The organism is Paenibacillus assamensis DSM 18201, from assembly GCF_000422445.1.
In the GTDB taxonomy this organism is placed as follows: Bacteria; Bacillota; Bacilli; order Paenibacillales; family Paenibacillaceae; genus Paenibacillus_B; species Paenibacillus_B assamensis.
The window spans coordinates 207465-234036 of record NZ_AULU01000006.1 but is presented as its reverse complement, the minus strand read 5'-3'; the positions used below and the strand labels follow the sequence as shown (position 1 = coordinate 234036).

The 26572-nt window shown below is 44.9% G+C and carries 21 protein-coding genes; 1 reads left to right on the top strand and 20 read right to left on the bottom strand.

Annotated elements, in window-relative coordinates:
• Positions 1 to 25: 25 nt before the first annotated feature.
• From H580_RS0103995 to H580_RS23260, 20 genes are all read right to left on the bottom strand, one after another.
• Positions 26 to 1285: a methionine gamma-lyase family protein gene (locus H580_RS0103995; RefSeq protein WP_051217227.1), complete on the bottom strand. Its 1260-nt coding sequence runs from the start codon at positions 1283 to 1285 to the stop codon at positions 26 to 28.
• Positions 1286 to 1431: 146 nt separating this feature from the next.
• Positions 1432 to 2721: a GTPase HflX gene (hflX, locus tag H580_RS0103990; RefSeq protein WP_028593640.1), complete on the bottom strand. Its 1290-nt coding sequence runs from the start codon at positions 2719 to 2721 to the stop codon at positions 1432 to 1434.
• 51 nt (positions 2722 to 2772) lie between these two features.
• Positions 2773 to 3765, bottom strand: coding sequence for an AAA family ATPase (locus H580_RS0103985; protein ID WP_245583494.1), 993 nt, complete (start codon positions 3763 to 3765; stop codon positions 2773 to 2775).
• A 113-nt stretch (positions 3766 to 3878) separates the two neighbouring features.
• Positions 3879 to 4511, bottom strand: a complete 633-nt coding sequence (locus H580_RS0103980; RefSeq protein WP_028593638.1) for a YdcF family protein — start codon at positions 4509 to 4511, stop codon at positions 3879 to 3881.
• A 140-nt stretch (positions 4512 to 4651) separates the two neighbouring features.
• The gene (locus H580_RS23270; RefSeq protein ID WP_084508916.1) at positions 4652 to 7339 is read right to left on the bottom strand and encodes a transglycosylase domain-containing protein; all 2688 of its coding nucleotides are present in this window, start codon (positions 7337 to 7339) and stop codon (positions 4652 to 4654) included.
• A gap of 372 nt (positions 7340 to 7711) precedes the next feature.
• Positions 7712 to 7951, bottom strand: a complete 240-nt coding sequence (hfq, locus tag H580_RS0103970) for an RNA chaperone Hfq (protein ID WP_028593637.1) — start codon at positions 7949 to 7951, stop codon at positions 7712 to 7714.
• Positions 7952 to 8003: 52 nt separating this feature from the next.
• A complete protein-coding gene (gene miaA / locus H580_RS0103965) occupies positions 8004 to 8957 on the bottom strand; it encodes a tRNA (adenosine(37)-N6)-dimethylallyltransferase MiaA (RefSeq protein ID WP_245583482.1) in 954 nt (317 codons plus the stop codon).
• Positions 8941 to 9726, bottom strand: a complete 786-nt coding sequence (locus H580_RS0103960; protein ID WP_028593635.1) for a class I SAM-dependent methyltransferase — start codon at positions 9724 to 9726, stop codon at positions 8941 to 8943. Before H580_RS0103960 ends, miaA begins: the two co-directional genes overlap by 17 nt.
• Positions 9727 to 9805: 79 nt before the next feature.
• A complete protein-coding gene (gene mutL, locus H580_RS0103955) occupies positions 9806 to 11935 on the bottom strand; it encodes a DNA mismatch repair endonuclease MutL (protein ID WP_028593634.1) in 2130 nt (709 codons plus the stop codon).
• Positions 11936 to 12064: 129 nt separating this feature from the next.
• Positions 12065 to 14890 (bottom strand): DNA mismatch repair protein MutS, encoded by a 2826-nt coding sequence (gene mutS / locus H580_RS0103950; protein WP_028593633.1) that lies wholly within the window; start codon positions 14888 to 14890, stop codon positions 12065 to 12067.
• 132 nt (positions 14891 to 15022) lie between these two features.
• Entirely contained in the window at positions 15023 to 16561 is a 1539-nt protein-coding gene (locus tag H580_RS23265) for a putative amidoligase domain-containing protein (protein WP_051217226.1), read from the bottom strand.
• Positions 16562 to 16718: 157 nt separating this feature from the next.
• Positions 16719 to 17285, bottom strand: coding sequence for an outer spore coat protein CotE (locus tag H580_RS0103940; protein ID WP_028593632.1), 567 nt, complete (start codon positions 17283 to 17285; stop codon positions 16719 to 16721).
• A gap of 329 nt (positions 17286 to 17614) precedes the next feature.
• Positions 17615 to 18604, bottom strand: a complete 990-nt coding sequence (locus H580_RS0103935; RefSeq protein ID WP_028593631.1) for an aromatic acid exporter family protein — start codon at positions 18602 to 18604, stop codon at positions 17615 to 17617.
• Positions 18605 to 18863: 259 nt separating this feature from the next.
• Positions 18864 to 19490 carry a 50S ribosomal protein L25 gene (locus H580_RS0103930; RefSeq protein ID WP_051217225.1) on the bottom strand — a complete coding sequence of 209 codons (627 nt, stop codon included), beginning with the start codon at positions 19488 to 19490 and terminating at the stop codon, positions 18864 to 18866.
• A gap of 193 nt (positions 19491 to 19683) precedes the next feature.
• The gene (locus H580_RS0103925; protein WP_425414109.1) at positions 19684 to 20481 is read right to left on the bottom strand and encodes an ABC transporter permease; all 798 of its coding nucleotides are present in this window, start codon (positions 20479 to 20481) and stop codon (positions 19684 to 19686) included.
• Between the two features lie 61 nt (positions 20482 to 20542).
• Positions 20543 to 21328: an ABC transporter ATP-binding protein gene (locus H580_RS0103920; RefSeq protein WP_028593628.1), complete on the bottom strand. Its 786-nt coding sequence runs from the start codon at positions 21326 to 21328 to the stop codon at positions 20543 to 20545.
• A 40-nt stretch (positions 21329 to 21368) separates the two neighbouring features.
• On the bottom strand, positions 21369 to 22379 hold the full coding sequence (locus H580_RS0103915; RefSeq protein WP_028593627.1) for an ABC transporter substrate-binding protein: 1011 nt from the start codon (positions 22377 to 22379) through the stop codon (positions 21369 to 21371).
• Positions 22380 to 22622: 243 nt separating this feature from the next.
• Positions 22623 to 22883 carry a metal-sensitive transcriptional regulator gene (locus H580_RS0103910; protein WP_028593626.1) on the bottom strand — a complete coding sequence of 87 codons (261 nt, stop codon included), beginning with the start codon at positions 22881 to 22883 and terminating at the stop codon, positions 22623 to 22625.
• Between the two features lie 45 nt (positions 22884 to 22928).
• Positions 22929 to 23030, bottom strand: coding sequence for a DsrE/DsrF/DrsH-like family protein (locus H580_RS26620; protein WP_245583481.1), 102 nt, complete (start codon positions 23028 to 23030; stop codon positions 22929 to 22931).
• A 7-nt stretch (positions 23031 to 23037) separates the two neighbouring features.
• Positions 23038 to 25131: a CoA-disulfide reductase gene (locus H580_RS23260; RefSeq protein WP_211224383.1), complete on the bottom strand. Its 2094-nt coding sequence runs from the start codon at positions 25129 to 25131 to the stop codon at positions 23038 to 23040.
• Positions 25132 to 25363: 232 nt separating this feature from the next.
• Here H580_RS23260 and H580_RS0103895 point away from each other — a divergent pair, with 232 nt between their 5' ends.
• Complete coding sequence (locus H580_RS0103895; RefSeq protein WP_051217223.1) at positions 25364 to 26482, top strand: nitric oxide synthase oxygenase; 1119 nt, start codon at positions 25364 to 25366, stop codon at positions 26480 to 26482.
• Positions 26483 to 26572: the final 90 nt, after the last annotated feature.

The window sequence follows — 26572 nt, the reverse complement described above, 5'->3', positions numbered from 1 at the left end:
TAACTGCTGTTTTCAGCATTACTACCTACTCGATTGCGAGCAAGTTGCGATCAATCATCGTTTGCACTGCAATCAAAGCACCCAGCTTGGCATGAGCATAAGTTAAGCCACCCTGCATGTACGCCGTGTAAGGTTCACGGATCGGTGCGTCTGCTGACAATTCAAGACTTCCACCCTGCATAAAGGTTCCCGCTGCCATAATGACTGGATGCTCATAACCTGGCATGTCCCAAGGCTCTGGCACAACATGAGCGTCTACTGCAGAAGCTTTTTGAATTCCTTGTACGAATGCAATCAAATGATCAGCAGAATGGAAGCGAATCGCTTGAATAAGATCCGTGCGAGGAGCTGTCCATTTCGGAGACGTAAGGAATCCAAGCTTTTCAAATAACGCCGCAGCAAACACACTGCCACGTACTGCTTGTCCGACAATACTCGGTGCAAGGAACAACCCTTGATATAGAGAACGAGTCGTCCCAAGCATTGCACCAACCTCACTGCCGATGCCCGGCGCTGTTAAGCGTTGGGCAGCTTTATCCACATAACACTTCTTGCCTACAATATACCCACCTGTCGCAACAATACCACCGCCAGGATTTTTTATTAATGAACCTGCCATGATATCGACACCATGCTCTGTAGGCTCCGATTGCTCAGTAAATTCTCCATAGCAATTATCTACAAACACAATGACATCAGATTTCATTTGCTTAACTCGCTTCACCATCTCAGCAATCTGCTCTACTGTAAATGAGGCTCTCCAGCCGTATCCACGAGAACGTTGAATCCCGATCACTTTCGTTTCAGGACGAATGGCCGCTTCTACCGCTTTCCAATCAATATCGTCTTGATCGTTAAGTGCCACTTCATCATAGAGAATACCCCAGTCACGCAGCGAACCTGACCCGTCTCCTTCTTTGCCAATTACCTTGTGCAAGGTATCGTACGGTGTCCCGCTAATATACAATAACTGTTCACCCGGTCTAAGCACGGCAAATAGCGCCGTAGCAATGGTATGCGTACCCGACACAAAGTGCGGTCGAACCAATCCTGCCTCAGCGCCAAAGACATCAGCATATACTTCATCCAGAACTTCTCTGCCACGATCATTGTAGCCATAGCCTGTTGATCCTGCAAAATGATAGTCACTTACCCGATGCTTCTGAAATGCCTGAATCACTTTCCACTGATTGCGTTCAGCAATCTTCTCTATCCCGCGAACCTGCACAGCTATCTGATCTTCTACTAACTGCTCAAAATGTTGTAACTGTGATGACAATTGCATGACATTAATTTCCCCTTGTTATCATTTAAGCTAATTCATATATAAACATAATTACCGAGACACAAGTACTGTGCACGATAGATCAAGTATTACGATTTCTCACCTTATGAAAATCAAATCTATGTTATACATGAGCTACCGCAAGTTTACCTATGAATAACATAAGATGCAAGCTTATGCCCTTGAACTTCTGATTCCGCCTTATCCAATCGCACGCGAAGACAAACTGCATCTTCATCATGATTCTTTTCCAGCACTTGACCTAGACGATAGGCAAGCGCAATTAAATCACCTCGAACCGCGGGGATTCGGTAGGAAACTGTTTTTCCTACAAACTGTTCTTGAACAGCTAATGCTACACGCTCCAAATCCTGCTTATCAAGTGCACTCACCAGCATATGTGTGCGATCTTGGTGCAGCAACTGCAATCGTTCCTGCGAACAGAGATCCCGCTTATTATATAAAATAATTTCGGGTTTAGAGCCAGCACCCAGCTGTTGTAAAATATCATTCACTACGCTCATTTGATCTTCTCTCATTTCACTTGAAGCATCAACAATATGTAAAATCAAATCCGCCTCGTTCACTTCCTCTAATGTCGCTCGGAACGCTGCAACAAGATCATGAGGAAGATTTTGAATAAATCCAACCGTATCTGTCAGGACAATTTCTATTCCATTGGGCAGTTGCCAAGTTCTTGAGGTAGGGTCCAACGTCGCAAACAACCGGTTCTCTACATACACATCAGCCGATGTTAATTCACGTAGAAACGTAGATTTACCAGCATTCGTATAGCCGACCAAAGCAACTTGAATGACACCACTCTTCTTCCTCCGTACACGATGGAGCGTGCGATGTCGGACAACTTCTTTTAGTTGGCGTTTCAAATCGGTAATACGATTGCGAATATGCCTACGGTCGGTTTCTAGCTTCGATTCACCAGGACCTCTCGTACCAATACCACCACCGAGACGCGAAAGATTTTTCCCATGTCCAGATAGTCGAGGCAGCAAATAAGATAGCTGTGCCAATTCAACTTGAAGAATACCTTCTCTTGTTTTGGCACGCTGAGCAAATATGTCCAATATAAGCTGAGTGCGATCAATAATTTTTGCATCCAGCGTTTCTTCCAAGTTCCGTACCTGAGCCCCTGATAAATCTTGATCAAAAATAGCAGTGTTGGCACCCAGTTCATCCATAACTGCCCTTAGCTCTTGCACTTTCCCCTTGCCGATGAACCATTTTGGATCTCGCGTGTCTCTAGATTGGCTCATCGTCGTTAATACGTCTACACCTGCTGTTTCTGCCAATTGCACAAGCTCTTCTAGTGAATAATAAGGGTCGATGCCACTTCGCTTCACTTCATCTGTAATAAGGCTTACAAGAACAGCGCGATGTAGAGTCGTCGTTTGCGTATCATGACTCGTTGTTCGCATTCGTATAAGGAATCTCCTTTGACGTCAGTGTCGATTAGTAATCAGTATACCTTATTTTCGCTCAACCATTAAATCATCAATTCTTAACGTCATTAACTCTTGTTTACTAGGCGACTGAACCGGATATTGCTGCAGCAATCTTACCGCTTGATTGCGCATCGCCTTCTCCATCACATTGCGCACATAACGAGCATTGCTAAAAATATGAGATGTTTGTATTTTCTCTGTAATGACCATTTCCTTCAACTGTTCCAATGCTTGCGGCATTAAGACATAGTCTTGCTCCTTAGAAATGGATTCAGCAATTTGAATTAATTGATCAACCTGATAGTCTGGAAAATCGATTTGAATCGGAAACCGAGAAGGCAACCCTGAATTCGTCTGCATAAACCAGTCCATTTCATCGCGATAGCCAGCTAATATAAGTACAAACTGATTTTTATGATCTTCCATCGCTTTTACAAGACAATCAATGCACTCCTTACCAAAATCTTTTTCCCCACCACGGGCCAAACTGTATGCTTCGTCAATAAACAATACGCCACCCATTGCCTTTTTAACTAAATCCCTAGTCTTTTGTGCCGAATGCCCAATATACTCCCCTACCAAATCAGCTCGCTCCACTTCAAGCAGATGACCTTTGCTCAATATACCAAGCTTTTGGAACATCTTTGCCATGATGCGTGCTACCGAGGTTTTACCTGTTCCCGGATTCCCTTTAAAAAGCATGTGATAGACATGGGATGGGCTTAATAAGCCCGCTTCTTGCCGCCTTTGATTCATTTGAATAACAGCATACAACTCGAACGCAATATCTTTAATATGCTGTAAGCCTACAAGACGATCAAACTCTTGACTCACCTCACCAAAAGCACTGTGCTGAGATTGAGCAAGCACTGCCGTTTCAGCTAGCTCAGTTGATGCAGCCGCAGGCTCCGATCGAGGTGCTGACGTCTGTTCGTTTGGTCGCAATACAATGTTAATTTGGCGTGAAGGACGCGACTTAGCCATCGCCATCTGAGACGTTGAAGATACATTACGCATCTGCACCCTGTTCACCTCATTGTTAGATGTTAAATACGGGAGACCACTCCTTGTCTGTATACAAGCGGTCACGTACTCAGCTTATTCGGCTAGACATGTCCATATGTTTGTCACTATAACCACAGCTTGTCCCATTTCCATTTCGTATAGGCTAAGCTTTCTCGTAAAGGGTGCCAAACCGGTGATAACACCTCACTATTCACCGTTTCTACTTCTATAGCAGCATACTGCAACGTCTCTGCTATTTCACGTGCTCTCGTACCATGAAAATCATGAGTAACTATCGTGATGCTGTCCCACTGATTATTTAAAACGATCGCCTTAGCATATAATAAATTTTCTAACGTGCTTGTGGACTGATCCTCTTCTAACACACGCTCTTGTGGTATCCCTTGTTCAACCAAATAACGTTTGCTGCCCTCTGCCTCAGAGTACAAGTCTTGCGAACCGCCTTTTCCGCCTGTAGCAACAATATATTCAAATCGTCCCTCTTGATATAATTTCACAGCTAAATCCAGCCTTTCTCTCAGCCCTGGGCTTGGCTTAGCACCCCACATAGACGCGCCAAGAACGATACCTACATCCGTTTTCTGTCCTGTCGACGCACCACCTGCTTGCGCAATTTTAAACTGCGTATATCCAAACCACACACAACCTACTAGTAATAAAACAGCAAATAGAATCACCATGCGTCGGAACATTTTTCTCCAGGGATTTGACCGTTTGCTCGAATGTCTTGATTTCATCTTACGTCCTCCTGTTCATTCTTCGGTTGAGATATAAATAAAAAAAGAGACACGCACTGTTTCCTGATGCGTGTCTCTGTCTCTGTAGGCTATCTCATTTCAATTGTGCATACTCAATAAAATGCATTCACGCGGCTGCGTTAGGCAGCATATCGCTCATTCATTCTATTCATACCTGTTGTTGCAGGCGGTAGTTGACTTCCCTCTGCTGGAGGCTGTTCCGGAATGACTTCGCCATTGGAAGAATTAGAACCTGGAGTACCTCCCCCTTCTATAGGGTCGGTAACTTCAGTTGATCCATCGTTTGGACCACCATTTCCGTTTCCGCTGCCATTGTTATCTTGGCCATTTCCATTATTACCAGTGTTATTGCCGTTACCATTGTTGCCATTTCCATTGTTCTGTCCGTTGTTATTTCCACTATTGCTGCCGTTGTTACTGCCATTATTGTTGCCGTTTCCTTCGCCTGTACCAGATTCATTTCCTTCTCCACCTGTATCCGGCTGCTCTGGATCAGTTGGCGTGGTTGGGTCAACAGGCGGTTCTGTTATCTCTTCTTCAGCTGCAATGGAAACAGGAACCTCACTTGATTTCGCTTCGCCTTCTATCTTGCTAGAAGTGGCTACTACGTAGTACGTGTACGATTCACCGGGGAATACTCCGATATCTTCTGCATTCGTTGACTTGAGATCACCTAACAACTTTACAAATTGCTGCTCTTTAGCAGACTTGCGATACAGTTGATAAGTAGCATCGTCTCCTGGTACTGCATTCCAATTCAACGAAACCGTCTTCGTATTCTCCGAATACGCCGCAGTTAAACCTGACACTGTAGTTGGCTGCTTAGGCGGTTCAGGACGCTTCACATTATCAGGTCTTTGGAATGAGCCTGAATCTGTCCCTTTAAGCGCCTTACTCATAACTTCCGAGAATAGCTTCGCAGGTTGCGAAGAACTTCCTCTTAACACATGATCACGGTCCGTTCGGTCATATCCCATCCAAACAGACGCTGTCCACTGCGGTGTATAGCCGACAAACCAGAAATCACGAGCACCTGGTCCGTTGTAGCCCGGAATACCGTGTTGGGAAGACCCTGTCTTACCTGCTACAGGTCGATCCATCTGTGCCGCTGTACCCGTACCGCTGTTAACAACTTCTTGCATCATCTGTGTCATATAATAAGAAGTTTGTTCACTCATTACTTGTTCAGGTTGAACCTTCAGCTTATAAACATCTTTACCTTTACTATCCTTAACAAGCTTAATCGTATAGGCATCATAGTATTTACCACCATTTGCAAATGCGTTGTATGCCCTCGACATTTCTAACGGTGAAGTACCATGCGTCATTCCACCCAATGTCAAAGCTAAAGAATAGTCATCTTTGTGCATGTCAATGCCTAGCTTTTGAGCGAACTCATAACCTTGCTTCATCCCGATTTCATTTAGCAACCACACGGAAGGCAAGTTCGTTGAACGCTTCACTGCTGTCGTCATATCAATCGCACCAACATATTTATTGCGCCCGAGGTCAGTTGGACAATAGTCACCGAAGCATTGTTTGTCATCACGCAAGGTAGACCAGGGATACCAGTCACCAGTATCTACCGCAGGTCCATATGTCGCAATCGGCTTCATGGTTGATCCGGGCTGGCGCTTATCCGTTACACGGTTGCGACCTTTCTTCTCATAATCACGACCACCCATCATCGCCATAATCGCACCGTTGGAGTGATCTGTGATAACCATAGCTGCTTGTGACTTTATTTCATCTTTGCTCTTTTCAAAGTTGCTATCATCATTGAACTCATCATACATAACTTGTTGTGCATGAGTGTCCATTGTCGTATAGATGGTATAGCCACCGCGATACAATTGATCCTCTGTTAGGCCAGTTACCGTTTCCGCTTCTTGAACCATGTAATCAAGATAGGATTGGTACGCTGAATTCGTCTTCGACTTCTCTTGATGCTGTTTGCCTACACTCGGATCATATTCCACATCCCATGCTGCTTTCATCTGCTCTTCTGTGATGTAGTTCTCTTCACGCATCAGTTTCAATACAACCTGCCTGCGCTGCTTTGATTTTTCAGGATTCGATATTGGATTATAGTGAGATGGAGCCTTAGGAATTGCAGCTAATGTTGCCATTTCCCATATTTCCAGATCATTTAAATTAGCCTTACCGAAGTATGTCTTGGCCGCTGCCTTGACACCATACGCACCTTTACCGAAATAAATTCGGTTTAAGTACATGGTCAATATTTCTTCCTTCGTATAATGATTTTCTAATGATACAGCTATCGATACTTCCGTTGCTTTACGGAAAAACGTCTTGTCGCTTGTTAAAAACATATTTTTAGCAAGCTGCTGAGTGATCGTACTTCCACCCTCTACAAGACTGCCAGCCATTATATCTTTCACCATCGCACGTCCGATAGACCACAGATCTACACCTTGGTGATTCATAAACCGCTTATCTTCTGTTGCAATAAATGCTTGACCAAGATGTTCAGGAATATCCTTGTACTCTATAATATCACGGTTGCTCACTTGTTGGCCCAGCTTAGCAATCTGCTTTCCGTTTCGGTCCAATACGATGGATGCCTCAGCCATTTTGAACATATCAGCTTCTTTATATTCTTTCATTAAGCGTTCACCATTCAACATAATGAACAAATAACCACCGACCGCACAAAAGATCGCGAAAGCCGTCGTGAAAAAGAACAACCACCACGTTTTCTTCCACGTCCACGATTTCTTTTTGCGCATTGTCGGCTTTGGCTTTCTCGGTGATTGCGTTCGAGATAGTTTATCTTGATTTGCCATTTTCTCCGACTCCCCTTACATCATTCTTGCGTCTCCAGCATAATGTAATTCTGAAGCGCAACTTTATGTCTTTACCCTTGCATGAATTGTCTAGAAACATCTTGCACAAGTACAATAGACAATGATTAGACGGCATACGAATAGAAGTTCCCTTCAATGAATCATGATACACGAAAAAAAGTCCCCTGTATAATCACGTCAAATCACTTGTAAATGATACTTACCTGCTTTATCGTTCACCCACAGCCCATTCACCCCAGTAATGAAAAGAACAACCCGTACGGGTTGTTCTTAAGCACCACTATACATTTGACGTACTGTGCCATTAAAAAGTTTCATTCCGAATGCTGGATCCAATAACTGTAAACATAATTAGTTGTCATTTTGTTGATCTTGCATTAGGGATACGTTACGCAGCGGCGTAAATGTTGAGATGGCATGCTTATATACCATCTGCTGGCGGCCGTCACTGTCTATAACGATTGTAAAGTTGTCAAATGCACGGATTACACCGCGAATTTGGAACCCGTTCGTTAAGTAAACCGTAACAGGTATGCTTTCTTTGCGAAGTTGATTTAGGAATGTATCTTGGATATTGATGGATTTGTTCATCGTCCGTACCCCCATATCATGAGATTGATTGTGTTGAAATATATTCAACCTGTTATCGAAACTTTCCTGCTAACAAACTGCAAATTTGTAAGAAATGTTCTTCTGCTTCATTTCCATCCGTCACATCTACCCAATGAATATCTTTCATCCGGCGGAACCATGACAATTGGCGTTTCGCGAAGCGGCGCGTGTCTCTCTTCAACAATTCAACTGCCGATTCGTAGGAGCGTTCTCCAGCTAAGTACGAGGCTATTTCTTTGTAGCCCAAGCCCTGCATAGCAACAAGAGTACGATCATAGCCTGCTTGCAGCAAACTTTCTACTTCCTTGACAAGCCCTTGTTCTAACATTTCATCAACACGTGCCTCTATACGTTTATATAGCAGTGACCTATCCATTGTCAAACCTATTATACATAATTCATAGGGAGACACACGTTCTTGTCCCTCCAATTGCTCGGACATTGTGCGCCCAGTCATGTGAAATACTTCCAAAGCTCTTATCACTCTTCGCGTATCGTTAGGGTGCAGACGCGCAGAAGATGAAGGATCAATTGCCACCAAGCGGTCATGCAGTGCCTGTGCACCAAATTGCTCGGCATACGAAGCCATTTCCGTCCGAAACGACTCATCCCCACCACTCTCCGAAAATTCAAAGCCGTACGCGACGGATTCAACATACAATCCAGTTCCACCAACGATAAATGGAAGTTTATTTCGTGATGAAATATCTTCGATTAAAGAAGTGCATCGTGTTTGGAATTCAGCAACAGAGAAAGACTCATCAGGATTATGAATATCCATCATATGATGTGGGATTCCTTCACGATCTTTCACTGCCAACTTCGCCGTTCCGATATCCATTCCCCGATATACCTGCATGCTGTCTCCAGATATAATCTCAGCATCAAATTTCTTTGCGATATCCAAGCTCAATCGGGTCTTACCTACAGCTGTTGGCCCGACCAACACAAGGAGAGGTGTTCGAGTATTACTTGTCGTTGTCAATTGCAATCACTCCATACGCCAGTTTAGAGCCGGTTTGGACCGTGTCTTCGAATCCGAGTCGCTTGAACTCTCCACTATACTTCAACTCTTTCAAGACGATAGATCGACGCGCTACTCGTTTCGCCTCTACAATGACGTCTTCATGAAGAGCCTCATGATTCGCTACATTACGCAGTGGATCAATAGCTGCAGAAGTGCGAACAGGCTTGCGGAACATCGGATCAAAGTATACAACGTCCACCGATTGGTCAGGAAGGGACTTCAACAAGTCCAAGTGATTGCTATGAATCATTTCAATACGACGCATCGCTTCATTGACTACTTCCATCTCTGTCGTATAAATTTGCAAACCCTCACGCACAAGTGCATACATGGCCAACTCACTCTCACAAGCAATTACTCGGCCCGAAGCTCCTGCTGCGACCGAAAATACGAGCGCATCTGAGCCTAGACCAGCTGTACAGTCAAGAATGGTATCACCAGCTTGTACATTTGCTGCACGAATCATGACATCCTCTATCCCACTAAGATGCCGCTTAATTCGCAAGTACGCCATGCTCGGATGATAAAATAAATCTGTTTTTCCAACCTGTGTAAAACGCACTTCATCATCGGTAAGGACAATGAATTGATCATCGCCAAGCCTCTTCATTATCCGAGGCAAAGACTGTTTTCTGCGTTCGACAAACGGGACTTCGATATGCTTCGATAGCTGCCGCGCCCGTTCTATCACGGCTTCCGAAGTCATATCCCCTGTCGTAATAATCATAGGTTCCTCCTCATTATAAACGGTTTTGAAACATAAACACAAATGATCATGCTGTTTGAAGAACCTAACTTCAATAATGCTACATTATTCGCTTGAACATTTTTTCCAAATCCGTAGTTGTAAATTTAACAATTATTGGTCTCCCGTGCGGGCATGTATAAGGTTGTATACATGCACCAAGTTGTACCAGTAGTGCATTTACTTCGAGCTCTGTAATACGCTGATTCGCTTTAATTGAGGCCTTGCACGAACACATAATGGCCGCAGCTTCACGAATTTTACCAATGTCTATCGCCTTTTCCTCAAGTACCCAATCAATCATTTCTTGAATGATAGCTTCCTCATCACCTTGCGGGAACCAGTACGGATGGGAACGCACTAAGAATGTTTGTTGACCGAACGGCTCAAGACCGATTCCAACCTGCTCTAGTAAGGGCAATCTGTCCAAAATCCGTTTTGCCTCATTCGGTGTAAATTCAATCGTTAATGGGATTAATAATTCTTGCGACGCATCTGCTGGCTTCGCAAATTGCTCACGGAATCGCTCATAGTTCACCCGTTCATGAGCAGCATGCTGGTCGATAATATATAAGCCCTCTTCATTATTGCACAACAAATACGTACCATGCACTTGTCCAACATAGTTAAGCGCCGGGAATGCCGGCAATGAAACTTCATCAACCGGCAACTGAGACACCGCCTGATTCCAGCTAGTAGCAGATGTACGATAAGCATCTTTTGACCCTAGCGTTGAACTAGCTGAAATAGATTGCTTATTTGAAGAACGAGCAGCATTTTGCTTATATTCCGAACTATTCTTCGACTCGCGCCACGCTGTAGATGGAGAAGTTGTACGCGATCCGCTCGCTGTTGATAGTGGTCGTTGCTCATCATAATATGACTTAGCTACATCTAGATGTGCAGCAGCTTCCGTATTCGTGCTTTTTTCCCTATTCGTTTCAGCGTCTGATCTTAAATTATCGGCCACAGCCCCCGAAGCATCGATCACGGTCTCTGCTGCCGACTCTTTTGCACCAGTCGAAGGCGTTTGCTCATGTTCCCGTACATGTATATTCACCGTTGGCTCTGGAGGAGCAGATAAGGCTCCCATGCCTGTTCGCGACTCATAGCCGCTCACACTTGAAGCAGTCCAGTCCAGGCTAACTTGTTCCACCATTGTGCGAACTTTTGCCTTAGGAGGCGCTGCTAATGGGATCAAAGGTTGTCCTAGCAATTGATCATGAATCGCTTGTTCTACGAATTGGACAAGCTCTGCTTCCTTACTGAAGCGGACTTCCATTTTTGAAGGATGAACATTGACATCGACCAATGTAGGGTGCATGGACACCTGCATTACCAGTAACGGGTATCGATTAATAGGAAGCAAAGTATGATATGCACGTAAAACCGCCTGATTTAATGGAAAACTCCGAACATAGCGTCCATTCACAAACCAAGACATCGCATTGCGGTTTGACCTAGTAAGTTCAGGTTTTCCTACATAGCCTTCAAGTTGATAATCTAAATGTTCTGCTTCGATGCGTACCATATGCTTGGCGGTATGCACCCCATATATCGCAGCAATTACTTGCAGCAAATCACCATTCCCGACCGTTTGTAATAACGAATTTCCATTATGCTTCAATGTAAATCCGATATTCGGATATGCCAGTGCCATACGATACAAATAGTCAGAAATATGACCTAGCTCCGTCTGAATGGATTTCATATATTTCAAACGGGCAGGCGTATTGTAGAACAGCTCCCGAATCGTAAATACCGTTCCTTGCATCGATTGCACATCTTCATTCACCATACGCTGGCCGCCCTCAATGACGAAACGACGACCCAAGCCGGTCGTCTCAGACGATGTGACAACTTCCACCTTGGACACCGCCGCAATACTCGGAAGTGCTTCTCCGCGGAAACCAAGACTGCGGATAGCAAACAGATCCCGATTCGTACGGATTTTACTGGTTGCATGACGCTCAAATGCCGTCTCCACGTCTTCCGCATGAATACCTGAGCCGTTATCCTTGACTTGAATTAGCTGAAGTCCGCCTTCCTCGACACTTACATCGATATGTTTAGCGCCAGCATCGATTGCATTTTCAACAAGCTCTTTGACAACAGATGCTGGACGCTCAACAACTTCCCCCGCTGCAATCTGGTTTGCCAATTGCTCGTCCATCACTTGGATAATACCCATATTTGTTCCCTCCCCGCAGTCTTTTACTTTTACTGTTACTATTCACTATCTTTCACTAATCACTATTCGTGTCAATACGAAGCACGCCGCTAGAATTATAAAATATACAGCCTGCAACGCCACTACTTACTAACGCTTAATCGCCTGACGCGCCTCACGCATAAGAGCATGCAACTGATTCATCGCTTCAAGCGGTGTCATCTCCATCACATCTATTTCACTCCACTTTTCGATCAGCTGACGATATTCGTTACTGCCCACCGAATCATCCGTTTCTACAGAAGCTGCTGCTTCACTTTCATACGAAACAGCAGACTCATGTAGGCTTCGGGCTTCTTTCTTAGCAGCTGTCGCAGCTGCAACCGAAGCTCTCGTAGAAGGACCCGACTGAACCGATTCACTTCTTTCGCCAAACAAGTCAAGCTGTTCGATAGCAATCGCTTCATGATGAATTGGCGTCTGCTGTCGCTGTTGCCCATACTCACGATCAACATCACGGTCAACAGTTTGTTCCTGACGTTCAATAACAGCCTGCCTTTCCTTAACAAAATGAGCCTGATTCGGTACATCTGACTCATAATCCGTTAGCAAATCATACGCGCGATCTATAATGGACTCCGGCAATCCTGCCAATTTAGCACAATAAATACCGTAACTTGTACTCGCAGCTCCGTCTACCAATTTGCGCAAAAATGTAACATCACTGCCACTCTCTTGTACAGCCATCGATACATTGCGAAGCTTGTCCAGATGGTCTGCAAGGTGTGCCAGCTCATGGAAATGTGTCGAAACAAGTGCTTTACATCCTATATGATGATGGACATATTCAATAACCGCTTGCGCGATAGACATCCCTTCACTTGTAGAAGTTCCACGCCCCAATTCATCAATTATGACTAAGCTGCGCTTCGTTGCCTTCGCAGTCATGACTTGAATATCCATCATTTCAACCATGAACGTACTTTGACCACCGATCAAATCATCTGCTGCGCCAATACGTGTAAAGATGCGATCAACCAATGGGATTACTGCATGTTCCGCTGGAACGAAACATCCAATCTGAGCCATCACATGAAGCAAAGCCACTTGACGCATGTACGTACTCTTACCTGCCATGTTAGGTCCGGTAATAAGCAGCATCGACGCATTCTCATCACTCAGTTGGGCATCATTCGCCATGAAGCTGCCTTGCTGCATAACTGCTTCAACAACCGGATGACGGCCATTCTTCACATCTAGATGATAACTTTCATGAACTTGCGGCTTCACGAAGCGCTGCTTCGCACTAACCGCCGCTAAAGATTGATACACATCAAGTTGGGCAATTGCTTCAGCTAGATGCTGCAATCTGCGGACATGTCCATTGATACGCTGCCTAAGCTCACTGAACAACTCATACTCCAAGCCAACCATTTTATCTTCTGCCTCAAGAATGAGTGATTCCCGCTCCTTAAGCTCGGGAGTAACGAATCTTTCAGCATTAGCCAAAGTCTGCTTGCGCTCATAGCGCCCTTCTGGCAAAGAGGATAGATTGGATTTGGTCACCTCTATAAAGTAACCGAACACTTTATTAAAACCCACTTTGAGTGACTTAACCCCTGTCACTTCTCGTTCTTTTCGTTCCAGTTCGGCAATCCAGCGCTTGCCGTTAACACTGGCTTCACGAAGCTTGTCCAAGTAATCGTGATAGCCATCTTTAATAAGATTACCTTCACGGACAGAGATCGGAGGCTCATCTTTAATCGCGGTCTCAATCCATTCCTTAATATCCGAACAAGGATCCATCGATTGAGCCAACTGCTGCAGCGTGCTCGAAGATGTCGCCATACAGCGCTCCATCAGAGCAGGTACACGTTCCAATGAAACCTTTAATGCCGTTAAATCTCTGCCATTTGCTGTACCGAATGCAATACGCCCTACAAGACGCTCCAAATCATACACAGAAGATAATTGCTCGCGCAGCTCTTCACGAGCAATAAAATCATTGTATAACGTCTCTACGGCCTCAAGACGTTGATCGATTGATTTCCGATTCAATAACGGCTTATCAATCCATCGACGAAGCATACGACCGCCCATGGACGTTTCTGTTTGATCAAGAAGCCATAGCAATGATCCTTTCTTCGCTCTTTCTCGCACCGTCTCTGTTAGTTCTAGATTACGACGCGTAAAGGGATCTAGGACGAGGTATTGATCAGGTTCTAGTTCTTGAATCGTTGTAAATTGGCTTAATGAACGCTTTTGGGTCTCATGCAAATACGACATCAGCAAGCTTACAACTTTCTGACGTTCTTTATCCAAGCGCGTCCATACAGCTTCTCCAAACTGCTGACGTGTTAATGCTTCATTGGTATCTTTCCAAGCCGTAAACAGCACTTGACGATTCCAAGTCATCGTCAGCGGCTTGACCGTGTCCAGCAGATGCTCATCACCTATCATTTCACTAGGCACATATACGTTTACCTCATCGAGCAGCCAATTGCCTTCCATCGGAGCAGAAGAAACCGTAAGTTCACCTGTAGACAAGTCGCATGCAGCCCAAGCATGCTTACCTTCCAGTTCCGTAACGGCCAACAAATAGCGATTGGCCTTCTCTTCAATTGTTTTGCCATCCATCACTGTACCAGGCGTCACAATACGAACAATCTCGCGGCGCACAACTCCTTTCGCCTCGGATGGATCCTCTACTTGCTCGCATATGGCAACTTTGTAGCCTTTCTCGATCAAGCGCTGAATATAGTTCTCAGCAGAATGATGGGGCACACCGCACATCGGGATCCGCTCCTCAGATCCTCCTCCACGGCCAGTCAATGTTATCTCCAACTCCCTTGATGCCAACAATGCATCATCAAAGAAGAGTTCATAAAAATCTCCTAGACGGAAAAATAAAAAGGCGTCCTTCGCCTGTTCTTTCACTTTTAAATATTGTTGAATCATTGGCGTGTATGTGGCCATCGTCAACCCCCATTGCCATTCTTAAATTACTTTTGCTTATATCACAGTTATTGAATAATCTCTTTAACTTATCTAGTATAACAAAAAAAGCACAGGAGCTCACCCCGTACTTTTCATCGTTTCGTTGTATGATTAAGCATGTATCCAAGTATTCCTGACATCCGTATGTTCTTTCCAGCTCCACTCTTCGCACAATCGTTGAGTCAAGTGAGACAACAATAACTGCTGCTTGTCATCTGCGAACACCTTCAGCTCTGTCAATCGATGAATGGCAAGATCTTTATAAACTTGCCGCGCATCCTCAGTATAAGCAGAAATAATTGGAGCACGTGCAGCCTCTCGTCCTGGCAGCTTCCAGTAATGACGTACGATGATTTCAAATACACTCAGCAGTTCCGCACTTAAGGACGGATCCACAAGAAAGTTCCATAATGTTCGATATTCGAAGCCACCAGCTCCATGATGTGGGTGCTGACGCACATCACCTAGAGTTCCATAACCAGCTCTTCGCCTATGCTCATTTCGCTCTCGTTTCTGCTCTAGAAGCGAGCAAGGCAACGCCAAGTAAGTGTCTAGTGCACGTATAAGCTCAGTAGTACACATTTTCCCTGCTACATGCAAATGAGCCCCGATAGGAAATCGATTTAAAGGTTTCGATCCTGCCAAACAAGAAATTACAGAGCCATGCTCACGATCTGACTGCTGTAATGAAATTGAAGCTGCTCGCATCAATTTGCGTATCGTAGATACTAACGTTACAGCATAATCAGCTGGCTGCGGACGAAGCTCTAATAATGGATATATAACCTTTCCATTTATCCGCACCGCATCACAACCAATTTCACCAGCCAGATCAAAAAATCGGGAAGCTGGTATAATTTTTCGGTTTTCAGCATCGTACAAAATAAACTCCGCATCTAATCCAAATGATAGGTCTAATCGTTGCTGGCCTTCACTGCACCGCTCTTCACCTAATAATATCGCATCTAGTTGGATTCGCTCCTCATACTTCCTCCACACCCACTCGGGATCCCTCCGAGTAACGGGAGCTGCTCGTACAACGGAATCCCCCTCCTGCGGCTCATCCAATGCATAGCATCGCGAATTCGAGCTCGGGTCATTCTGTATAGGTATCACTGTGGCATCACTTGTACTTTGAATGGTGACAGAGCAGGTGTCCCAGCCAAGTGCATAGGCAGCTCGCTCCGCCATCCTTGCCAGCCTGCGATAGGGTGGATCAGACCATTTTGCAATAGGCCGATGCATACCAATCACCTGCGGCATACTGTGGCAGTGAGCTGCCGCGATAACTTCGCACTGATACACCCAAAAGGTTACGGTTCGGATGTATTGAGAATCCTTGGTTCGATACGAATCATTCCAGACCGCATCATATGAAGTTGGCAAGGCAAATTGCCGCAGCCTTCTCACCATCGTCCCGCTTTGCCATGGACCCGCATAGCGATTCAGCACGAGCGCTCTGCCCTGTGGATGTGCTGCATCCAATTGTTTTGCGATTTCCACATAGTTCCCTGTTGTCCCAATAAGCCAATGGATTTCCATCTGATGCGCACGATCTTCCAGGCTGTGCAGCCGTTTGATGTTAATACTAGAAGATCGATTAAGCTCCCACGGCAGCCAATTTGTTCGAAAAGTGGTCGTCTTCGCCACCGAATGAACCTCCTTTTACTCCATACCTGCAAACAAGAAGCAAATGAATCACATATTTAGAAAAAAAGAGGGCTCCCGCCCTCGTCGAACATGCTGCCTATGCATATAGTGATGTTGTACAGGAAACAAGAAGCCGCCGCATACGGCTGCGGCGAGCTTATGTTTCTTCATCCGGTAAATATGGCTCTAAATCTTCATAATCATCGCTGGAATTCGCACTGCTAAAATCTAAATACTTATCTTCCAGATCGGATGCGCCGTTTGGATTAACAACGACCCATACCTTCGTTTCAGCGACCATTTCTACAAGAAATTCTCGCTCGACACGAATGATAACACTTGTTCCACTTGAAGAAACTGTCGCTTCCACACAACTAGGTTCTTGCGTAGCTTCTGCGGCTACTTCTACCGTAGCTGCACGGTGATGCGGATCCACATAAGCTAACGATACAAGATCGGCATATGATACCGTTTCTTTAGCAACATCGGTTTGTGAGTTATTATTGTAGGAATACCAGATGTTGATATCGTAAGTACCAATTACCTCAATCCCATCCCCCGCCCGCACCGCCTCATATTGATGGTTTATAATCCATGCCCCCAATATGCTGGTCGGATTGTGAGGCGGAGTGACCGTATGTGTGACGACGGAGAACTTGCGACCTTTGCCGCAAATCGCTTTCGTAATGATTTCACGGCTGTGGTTCTTATCTCGAATTGCCATCCTATGGACCTCCTCCATACAATCATTCTTTTAAAGTGTATGCAGGACATAGGCGAATGTTGATAAAATGAAGCATACTAAAATTATTTTCCTTGTCCATCACCGTCGCTAGCCATCATATTCAGGTCTTTTTGCGTCATCGCAACATTGGTGGATACACTATTTTACATAAGATTGCCTCATACATAATATGATTTTTACCGCTCGTCACATGCAGTGAAGTATCACTGCTTTTTCCTTCACTCAAAGCTTTCTCTATGATGTAAAATGATAAAAAGCCGACCCTCTAGGATCGACTTCTCTTTCTTATACAGACCATGTTCCAGATGCTATTGCCCTTCAACGGTCAGCTCTTTTTTATCTTTCTTTGCCACCTTCAAATACACTCTCAATTCACGGAATACTTGAAGAATGGCCGCTCGAACCTCCAACTCCTCACGTGTCGTAGGCAGCGGAAGCTCACGAAATTGCGGCTCCAGTTCATTAAGCAATCGTTCCGTCGTCCCCGTGTACAGTGGATGTTTCACATCTTCACTCAATTGCTCAAATAAGTTAGCTACGAGTTGGTTGTACGGCATCGTTTGATAAATTTGCGACAGCAGCTGCATTAAATTTTGAATAGAGTCCAATTGTGTCTTGCGCATATAGAAATATAACAGCCACTTCTCTTCAATCATCTCTTCTTCAGATGGCAGCAGTCTGTTCTCCAACGCCTTAGAGGCCGTTGCGATACCGCTCTCAATATTGGCGGCAGTATCGATCATTTCTTTGCCGTCCCATACATAAGAAGCATCCCTTAAGTTACGACTGAGCTGCAAAAAGATAGCGGAGAAGCAGGCATCAATTTCTTTGCGAATATCCCACAGCTTTTCGTGTTCCTTGGGCATATAAGCCAAATTCACTAGGGTGGCCGCACCTAAACCACAGCTAAGCAGGAGTACTTCATTCCAAAGAATATGAAGCGTTACTTGTCCTTCCGCATAAAGGTGAAATACCACTACGGCACTCGTTACTATGCCTTGCTTGAAATTTAAACGTGCCACCAATGGGAACGTTAACAATATGTACGCCGCCAGCACCCACAAATGGAAGCCAAATAGTAAAAACAAGCACGATGCAACGGCAAGGCTGACAATGGAAGCGAAAAACCTGGCAGAGGTTGAGCTGATACTCTTTTTACGTGTAACTTCTACAGCGAGTATAGACAATGTCCCTGCACCAAGATGATTATCTAATCCAAGCAGATCAGCTACAATAATGGCGAGAATGGCTGCAATAGCAGTCTTAATGACACGAAATCCTACGAATCCAAATAACATGATGTTCACCCTCTATCGATTGGATCGTTTACGGTTAGTATGTGACTACTCCTCAACATCATACCACGATCGCATGCAGCCTGTCCGCATCTAACACCGTGCAGCCTCACTTCCCTTTATACTTATATTAGATAAGTATAAGCACGAATCTATATGGCTTATAAAATGGACAAAACAAAAGCGCCCCCATTTGGGAACGCCTCTGCTAACGATGTTACCTGTTAATTTCCATCATGTAAAAATCCATGTAAACAATCATTTAAGAAGTTGTATCCGTTTCTTGATCTACATCTTGGCTGATAACTTCATCATTCGCTTCCAACTTACTTGGTAATACAACAGAAGCTAGAATAATATCTTCTTGCGTGAACAAGGATACCTTCTTAGGCCATGATACATCCTTCACAAGTAACTTCTCGCTAATGTCAAGCGAAGATACGTCTATTTCAATAGAGGTAGGAATGTGATCCGGCAACCCTTCCACTTCTACACTTGTTTCTTGGATATCCAGAATGCCTCCACTTTTCGTACCTGGAGCAGTCCCTATATATTCAAGGGGTACGCGTACTTTAATGGGTTTGTTCTTATCTACCTTAATTAAATCCAGATGCTGCCATTTTTCATCTTGGCGCTGGACATCTTTAATCATCACCGGAATCGGTTTTTTGCCATCTACAACTAAATGAACAACATCGGTTAAACCTTTCGAGCGAACATAATTGATTATTTCTCTAGCATCCACACTAAGGGATATACTGTCTATTCCTTGCCCATATACAACAGCAGGCAAGCGTCCTTGTTTCCTCAATCTTTTTGAGGATGAACCACCCTCAACTTTCCTGCTTTCCGCTTTTAGTTGGAAAGACGTGCTTGTTGTGCTCATCATTAACAACCTCCTCGTCGGTAGCTACTCACGGTCGAGCATGTCGTAATCAATGTCTACTTTCGTGAGTGAAATTGGTATAACAGATATTTACCCAGTTCCTTAGCGCTTATAACCGAACAAGAGGAAAATTTTTATTGCATGATGAGCACAGTTGTATTTCAGCTTTGGCAAACTCCCGCTGCTAAGCCGTACGTTACTTGCTGTTTGCATGGCCAATAAGCCTCCGTTCCAAGTAGGAAACGGCTTCATACATAATCGTAGCGACTATCGCGATCAACACGAGAGAAGAGAGGACTAACGTAAAGTTAAACACTTGGAATCCATAAATGATTAAATAACCAAGCCCTACTTTGGACACGAGAAACTCGCCAACGATGACACCAACCCATGCAAGACCTACGTTCACCTTTAGCGTAGATACAATAGATGGAATCGTTGCTGGAAAAATAACTTTACGGAATACAACACTTTTGCTGCCGCCAAATACTTTCACAACTTTCACATAGTTCGAATCAACCTCGCGAAATGCGTTATATACAACAAGGGTCGTAATAAGCACTGTGATCGACAACGTTGTAGCGACAATGGCCGTAAAGCCAGGACCAAAGCCGACGATGAACAAAGGGCCTAAGGCGACTTTAGGCATACTATTAAATACAACCATGTATGGATCGAGCACGTTGGCTAAGTACCGTGACCACCAAATCACTACCGCTAATAAGGTACCGAATACAGTACCGAGCACAAACCCCACCAGCGTCTCTCCTACTGTCATCAATAAATGCGGCCATATACTGCCGTCCGCAAAGTCTTTCCACAGCTGCGCTCCTACTTTGGAAGGATAGCTGAAAAGAAGTACGTCAATCCATTTGAAGCGTCCAGCCAGCTCCCAGCATACAAGCATCACCGCCAACAAACTAAACTGCGTGACCGTGACACGGGTGCGGTGTAAACGTTCTGACTTTTTATATTTATCAAACGTATCCGCCATTAGCGCCTTCGCTTCCGGAGAATAGTAAATGGCTGAAGTTTCCGCTCGCTCCCTGCTCATTTCATATCCCTCCCGTCTGATTATCAGAGGCTTCAAGCTCTTTCCACAACTCGTGGAACCAATCATTGAAACCTGCCTGCTCACGGGCAAAAAATGGGGTTGCAGAACGAATCGGTTCTGGAACATCAAATACGCGTCGAATGCTGCCTGGATTGCGATTCATTACAAATACACGATCGCTGACAGCCAACGCCTCCGATAAATCATGCGTCACAAGAATGGCCGTCTTCTCATGCGCCTTTAATGTATCTACAACAAGATCTTCGAGCTGCAGCTTCGTCTGATAATCGAGCGCTGAGAAAGGCTCATCGAGCAAAAATAACTCTGGTTCGGTGGCCATCGTCCTTATAAGCGCGACTCGCTGGCGCATTCCTCCTGACAATTGGTGCGGAAACAGTCGCTCTGTTCCTTCTAATCCCATCCCTTCAAGCATCCGCACAACGCGTGATCGACTTGCCTCATTCAGTTGATTCGTTAATTCTAAACCCATACATGCATTGTCCAAAATCGTCCGCCATGGAAACAAGTAATCTTGCTGCAGCATGTAGCCGATCCGGGAGGAGCTGCCTGTTACACGTTCCCCATCTACAAAAACGTTACCTTTGGTTGGAAAATCAAGCCCTGCAATTAACGACAACAAACTCGTTTTCCCACATCCACTCGGGCCAACGATGCTTACAAACTCACCAGGATATATTTGTAAGGATACATCCTCTAGCGCAAGCTGAGCTCCTCGCCCTGTCACATAAACATGCGAAACGTCTTGGATTTCTACCATTGTGTGCATGCAGCTGCCTCCTTTCGGCTCATACTCAAATGACACGGTCTCATTTCACCGTTTGCTTCGCTTGCTCTGCGAAGCGATTGTTAACTAGACGTTCAAGTGGAACATTCTGCTTCAATTCACCCGCAGTCTGCAGCACATCTTGCAAGTTACTCCATTCCTCTTGCTCGAGCACACCATCAGACGCATAAGATCCTTGCTCTTTATATCGCTTAACTGCATCGATAACGATTGAGCGATCCGCATCTTTAAAATAAGGGAGTATCGCATCTGCAATATCTTCAGCAGAATTATCAGCTACCCAACGTTGCGCGAGTTGCAAGGCGTTTGTGAACCTTTGCACCACATCAGCTTTTTCATCTAAATAACTGCCTTTAGCCATATAGGCCGTATATGGCAATCTTCCGCTCTCTACCCCAAAGGAGGCGACCACCGTACCGCGCCCTTCTCGTTCAAATATAGAAGCTTGAGGTTCAAACAACTGGACATATTGACCAGTTCCCGATGCATAAGCGGAAGCAATATTTGCAAAATCAACATTTTGGATCAAATTCAGATCCTTCTGAGGATCGATGCCATGCTTGCGTAAAGTAAACTCCCCAGCCATTTGCGGCATGCCACCTTTACGTTGGCCCAGGAATACGCTTCCTTTTAACTCATTCCAATCAAACGTCCCGTCATGCTCTCTCGCCATTAAAAAAGTGCCATCCGTTTGCGTCAGCTGTGCAAAGTTAATGACTGGATTGTCCGCTCCCTGCTGAAATACATATATAGAAGTTTCAGAACCTACCAAAGCAATATCAATGCCCCCAGACAGTAATGCCGTCATCGTCTTATCTCCGCCGGCCGTCGTCTGCAGCTCCACTTCAATTCCTTGTTCAGCAAAAAAACCTTTAGCTAATGCGACATACTGCGGAGCGTAAAATACCGTGCGGGCTACTTCGCCTACTCGAACCTTTGGCTTACCGCTATCATTGCCGCAAGCGGCAGCAAAGATAGGCAGTATTAACATGACAATCAAAGCACATGCATAGAATCGAAAGCGCAGCCGCATTGTCATAACCTCCTTCATTTAGTTGCTTGATATAGTCATACAGCTTATGCAACAGCAGAAGTGATGGTTAATGCCTATAACTGCCCAGTTCCTTGCTTATCTCGTCACATCGCATAACAAAAAGCCGATCTGCTTGCATTACGCAAACAGACCGGCTCAACGATAAATTTCTCAATAATGAATTTAGATAACTGAGAACTGCTAAATCGTGCAAAATGAAATGCACAATGTATGCTCGTTCTATTAACGGCTCTTCACTAACATAGAAATAGCCTCTTGAATCACTTCATCTGGACTTTCACCCGCTTCAAGCTGCTCTTGTACACACTTCGCTAAGTTAGCTCCAATAACGAGTCCGATCGTTCTGTCCACAGCTGTACGTGCAGCTGACAACTGTGTAATCACATCACGACAATCCTCACCGCGCTCTAACATATTAAGAACGCCTCGGATTTGACCTTCCACCCGTTTCAGTCGATTGCGTATCGCCTCTTGATGTTCCACATTTACACCCCCTACTTCCATTTGCAAACACTAAATAAACAAGTTCTATCCGGCGTCTTCTGTATTTCCCAAATAAGTAGCGACACCGCCTAGTTCAACACCATCGATAAGCGCTTGATGTTCAATACCCATCAGTTCCATGCTCATCGTACATTTATTTTGCTGGGTCAGGCATGGGACTTTGTCCTTTTTGTACAAATACCACAAGTTCATGATTGACGTTCTCGGTACGCAGCATCGTATTTCCTGTCTTCTCCGTCCATAGCTTCACATCTGAAGCGAATCCTGGATCCGTTGCTTTGATTTCAATTACATCACCCGCATCTGCACGTTCTACTGCCTGATATAACTGTTCAATTGGGCCAGGACATTGCAAACCTCTTGCATCAATCACTTGTTTCGGCGCAGCCATTTGTCCAGTTGGGGAATCAACCTCTCCCTTCGATGAGGAAGCATTTACTGTTGTCGATTCAGCCCCTCCCTGATTAACACAATTACTCTGTGTGTGGGATTTTGTGGATGCTGCCATATAAGTTCCATCCGAATTCGATCCAGACTGATTGGATTGGTTAGCTTCTCTTTCTTTTCGCATATAACTATAGGTCTTGTATCCACCATCGACGTTATACACCTTAAATCCATACTGCTCAAGCATTCTTGACGCGATATATCCTCGCAAGCCCACTTGACATGATACATAGATCGGCTGATCTTTCGGCAACGTGTGATGCGCTTGACGAATGTCATTCAACGGAATATTCGTGGATCCTGGTATGTTCCCTGCTTGCACTTCCAACGGTTCACGCACATCAATAAGCAATGCTCCTGATGCAATCAATTCGTCCACTTGATGCCATTGAACCGTATCTACAAGCTCATCCATCATATTCGATGCGATATAACCCAACATATTGACAGGGTCTTTAGCAGAAGAATACGGCGGTGCATAACACAACTCAAGGTCCGCAAGATCATATACCGTTAGTCCGCCACGAATCGCTGTTGCCAAAACATCGATACGTTTATCTACACCATCCGCCCCGACACCTTGAGCACCTAGTATACGACCATCTTCAGGTGAGAATATGAGCTTCAAAGAAATCGCCGCTGCGCCTGGGTAATATCCAGCATGTGATACAGGATGCGTATGAACAACACGATATGGAATGGAAAGTCGTTTAAGCGTCTTCTCATTATTGCCTGTTGAAGCGACTGTCAGCTGAAATACTTTTGCAATAGATGAACCATAAGCTCCCTCGTATTGAGCTGGACGCCCTTGAATAATATCCGCTACAAGTCGACCTTGACGATTCGCACCCCAAGCAAGCGGTACATAAGTCGGCTGCCCGTTCACACGGTCTTTCACCTCAATCGCATCGCCTAGTGCATAAATGGATGGATCACTGGTCTGCAACTGCTCATTCACTCGAATAGCGCCACGCTGTCCAAGCTCTAAGCCCGCTTCCTTAGCAAGTTCATTTTCTGGCTGCACACCGATTGCTAATACAATCATGTCTGTATCCACACGTCGACCACTTTCACAAATAACAGACTTACCTTCGTTTTCAAACGCAGAGACACCTTCGCCTAGCAGTAGTTCTACACCATTTGTACGCATATGTTGATGTACAATCGCAGCCATTTCCTCATCAATCGGGTTCATAACTTGATTGCCGCGCTCAATTAACGTTACTTCCAAGCCACGCTCACGCAAGTTTTCAGCCATCTCTACGCCGATAAAGCCACCGCCAATTACGACTGCTTTTTTAGGCTGCTGCTCATCTACATACGCTTTAATGCGATCCGTGTCCGGAATATTTCGCAATGTAAACAGCGTCTTCGTTTCCTCAATACCTGGAATATTCGGTCGTATTGGCTTCGCCCCTGGTGACAAAATAAGAATGTCATAAGGTTGCTCATAAACGGTACCATCTTGTACACGTCGTATTTGCAGCACTTTGCGATCACGGTCAATGCGCACCGCTTCACTCCAATTACGAATATCCATTTGGAATCGCTCTGACATGCCTTTCACCGTCTGTACGAGCAATTTGCTGCGCTGCTGGATCGCACCTCCTATGTAATAAGGAAGTCCACAGTTGGCAAACGAAATATGCTCTCCGCGTTCCAGCAGTATAATATGGTCTATCTCATTCAAACGTCGCAAGCGTGCAGCTGCTGAAGCGCCTCCCGCTACTCCACCAACGATTACGATCGTACGTGCTTGATTGATTTGTGGTTGGTTCATTCCAGGATCCCCTCTCATATAAACAAACCTCATACCCCTAAGGGTATGTTTGTGTACAAAAAAATATCTGAGTACCTATAGAGGCATCCTAACACCATTCATAAGTCATGTCAATTCCCGCGATTTGTTACAGCCTGTTCACACACCATACACCGCATCTCCTTAAATTTGTGATACGCTTTGAACAAGATAGTTAGACTAACCATGTACACGTATACGAGGAAGTGATTCCATGAGCATCATTCAAACGAATCAGCTGCGTCCTGAGCTGCAATATGTCTGGGAAGAAGCCCAATCTTTTGTAAGCAGCAGTTACGCCGAGCTAGGACATTCAGCTACAATGATACAACGCCGTTTAGATCGGATCATCGCCGAACTTCATGAGACAGGCACCTATGCACATACGACAGAAGAACTTGAATTTGGTGCAAAGTTAGCTTGGCGCAACAGCAATCGCTGTATTGGAAGACTATTCTGGCAGTCTTTGACTGTATTTGATGCGCGGCATCTTCATACACCAGAGCAATATGTCGAGGCTATGCTTACACATATCCGATATGCTACCAATGAAGGTCGCATTCGCCCAACTGTGACTATTTTCCGACCTACAGAGCCTGGCAAGCCTGCTCCAATGCGCATTTTAAATTATCAGCTTATTCGCTACGCTGGCTATGAAACGACTACAGGCATTATCGGTGATCCACACGCTGTGCCCTTAACGGAACAATGCGAAGCGCTCGGATGGAAAGGCAAGCAAACTAACTTCGACCTCTTGCCGATTATGCTGCAGCAAGCAGGTGAACCTCCACAATGGTTCGAGCTTCCTGAGCAGGATATTAAACAAGTGAAACTGCGGCATCCATCCTATGAATGGTTTGCAGATCTTGAATTGCAATGGTATGGCGTCCCTATTGTATCCAATATGCGACTAGAAATAGGAGGCATTTCATACGAAGCAGCTCCATTCAACGGCTGGTACATGGGAACCGAAATAGGTGCGCGGAATCTTGCCGACACAGATAGATACAATATGCTGCCCGCAATTGCAGATCGTATGGGACTGGACATGTCATCACTCGCCACACTTTGGAAGGATCGAGCCTTGGTTGAGCTTAATGCCGCTGTACTACATTCCTTTAAAGAAGACGGTGTCAGCATTGTAGACCACCATACGGCAGCATTACAGTTCGCTCAATTCGAGAAACGTGAGCAGGATCAAGGCCGAAATGTTACGGGAGACTGGACTTGGCTCATTCCACCCGTGTCGCCAGCAACAACACATATTTTCCATAAATCCTATGATGATACGTACAATCGTCCAAACTTCTTCTACATGGAAGAATCAAAATAGGCAGATAAACTGTATCAGCTCCAACTTTATGCTAGCGAAGCATTCGAAGTTGGGGCTTTTTTATACATCCACAAGCTTGATAATCCTAAT

What these genes read in the sequence shown, in the direction of transcription:
- H580_RS0103995 (WP_051217227.1), bottom strand. Translation starts at nt 1,285, where the DNA reads ATGCAATTGTCATCACAGTTACAACATTTTGAGCAGTTAGTAGAAGAT.
- hflX (WP_028593640.1), bottom strand. Translation starts at nt 2,721, where the DNA reads ATGCGAACAACGAGTCATGATACGCAAACGACGACTCTACATCGCGCT.
- H580_RS0103985 (WP_245583494.1), bottom strand. Translation starts at nt 3,765, where the DNA reads ATGCGTAATGTATCTTCAACGTCTCAGATGGCGATGGCTAAGTCGCGT.
- H580_RS0103980 (WP_028593638.1), bottom strand. Translation starts at nt 4,511, where the DNA reads ATGAAATCAAGACATTCGAGCAAACGGTCAAATCCCTGGAGAAAAATG.
- H580_RS23270 (WP_084508916.1), bottom strand. Translation starts at nt 7,339, where the DNA reads ATGGCAAATCAAGATAAACTATCTCGAACGCAATCACCGAGAAAGCCA.
- hfq (WP_028593637.1), bottom strand. Translation starts at nt 7,951, where the DNA reads ATGAACAAATCCATCAATATCCAAGATACATTCCTAAATCAACTTCGC.
- H580_RS0103960 (WP_028593635.1), bottom strand. Translation starts at nt 9,726, where the DNA reads ATGATTATTACGACAGGGGATATGACTTCGGAAGCCGTGATAGAACGG.
- mutL (WP_028593634.1), bottom strand. Translation starts at nt 11,935, where the DNA reads ATGGGTATTATCCAAGTGATGGACGAGCAATTGGCAAACCAGATTGCA.
- mutS (WP_028593633.1), bottom strand. Translation starts at nt 14,890, where the DNA reads ATGGCCACATACACGCCAATGATTCAACAATATTTAAAAGTGAAAGAA.
- H580_RS0103940 (WP_028593632.1), bottom strand. Translation starts at nt 17,285, where the DNA reads ATGGCAATTCGAGATAAGAACCACAGCCGTGAAATCATTACGAAAGCG.
- H580_RS0103935 (WP_028593631.1), bottom strand. Translation starts at nt 18,604, where the DNA reads ATGTTATTTGGATTCGTAGGATTTCGTGTCATTAAGACTGCTATTGCA.
- H580_RS0103930 (WP_051217225.1), bottom strand. Translation starts at nt 19,490, where the DNA reads ATGATGAGCACAACAAGCACGTCTTTCCAACTAAAAGCGGAAAGCAGG.
- H580_RS0103925 (WP_425414109.1), bottom strand. Translation starts at nt 20,481, where the DNA reads ATGGCGGATACGTTTGATAAATATAAAAAGTCAGAACGTTTACACCGC.
- H580_RS0103920 (WP_028593628.1), bottom strand. Translation starts at nt 21,328, where the DNA reads ATGCACACAATGGTAGAAATCCAAGACGTTTCGCATGTTTATGTGACA.
- H580_RS0103915 (WP_028593627.1), bottom strand. Translation starts at nt 22,379, where the DNA reads ATGCGGCTGCGCTTTCGATTCTATGCATGTGCTTTGATTGTCATGTTA.
- H580_RS26620 (WP_245583481.1), bottom strand. Translation starts at nt 23,030, where the DNA reads ATGAGCATGGAACTGATGGGTATTGAACATCAAGCGCTTATCGATGGT.
- H580_RS23260 (WP_211224383.1), bottom strand. Translation starts at nt 25,131, where the DNA reads ATGAACCAACCACAAATCAATCAAGCACGTACGATCGTAATCGTTGGT.
- H580_RS0103895 (WP_051217223.1), top strand. Translation starts at nt 25,364, where the DNA reads ATGAGCATCATTCAAACGAATCAGCTGCGTCCTGAGCTGCAATATGTC.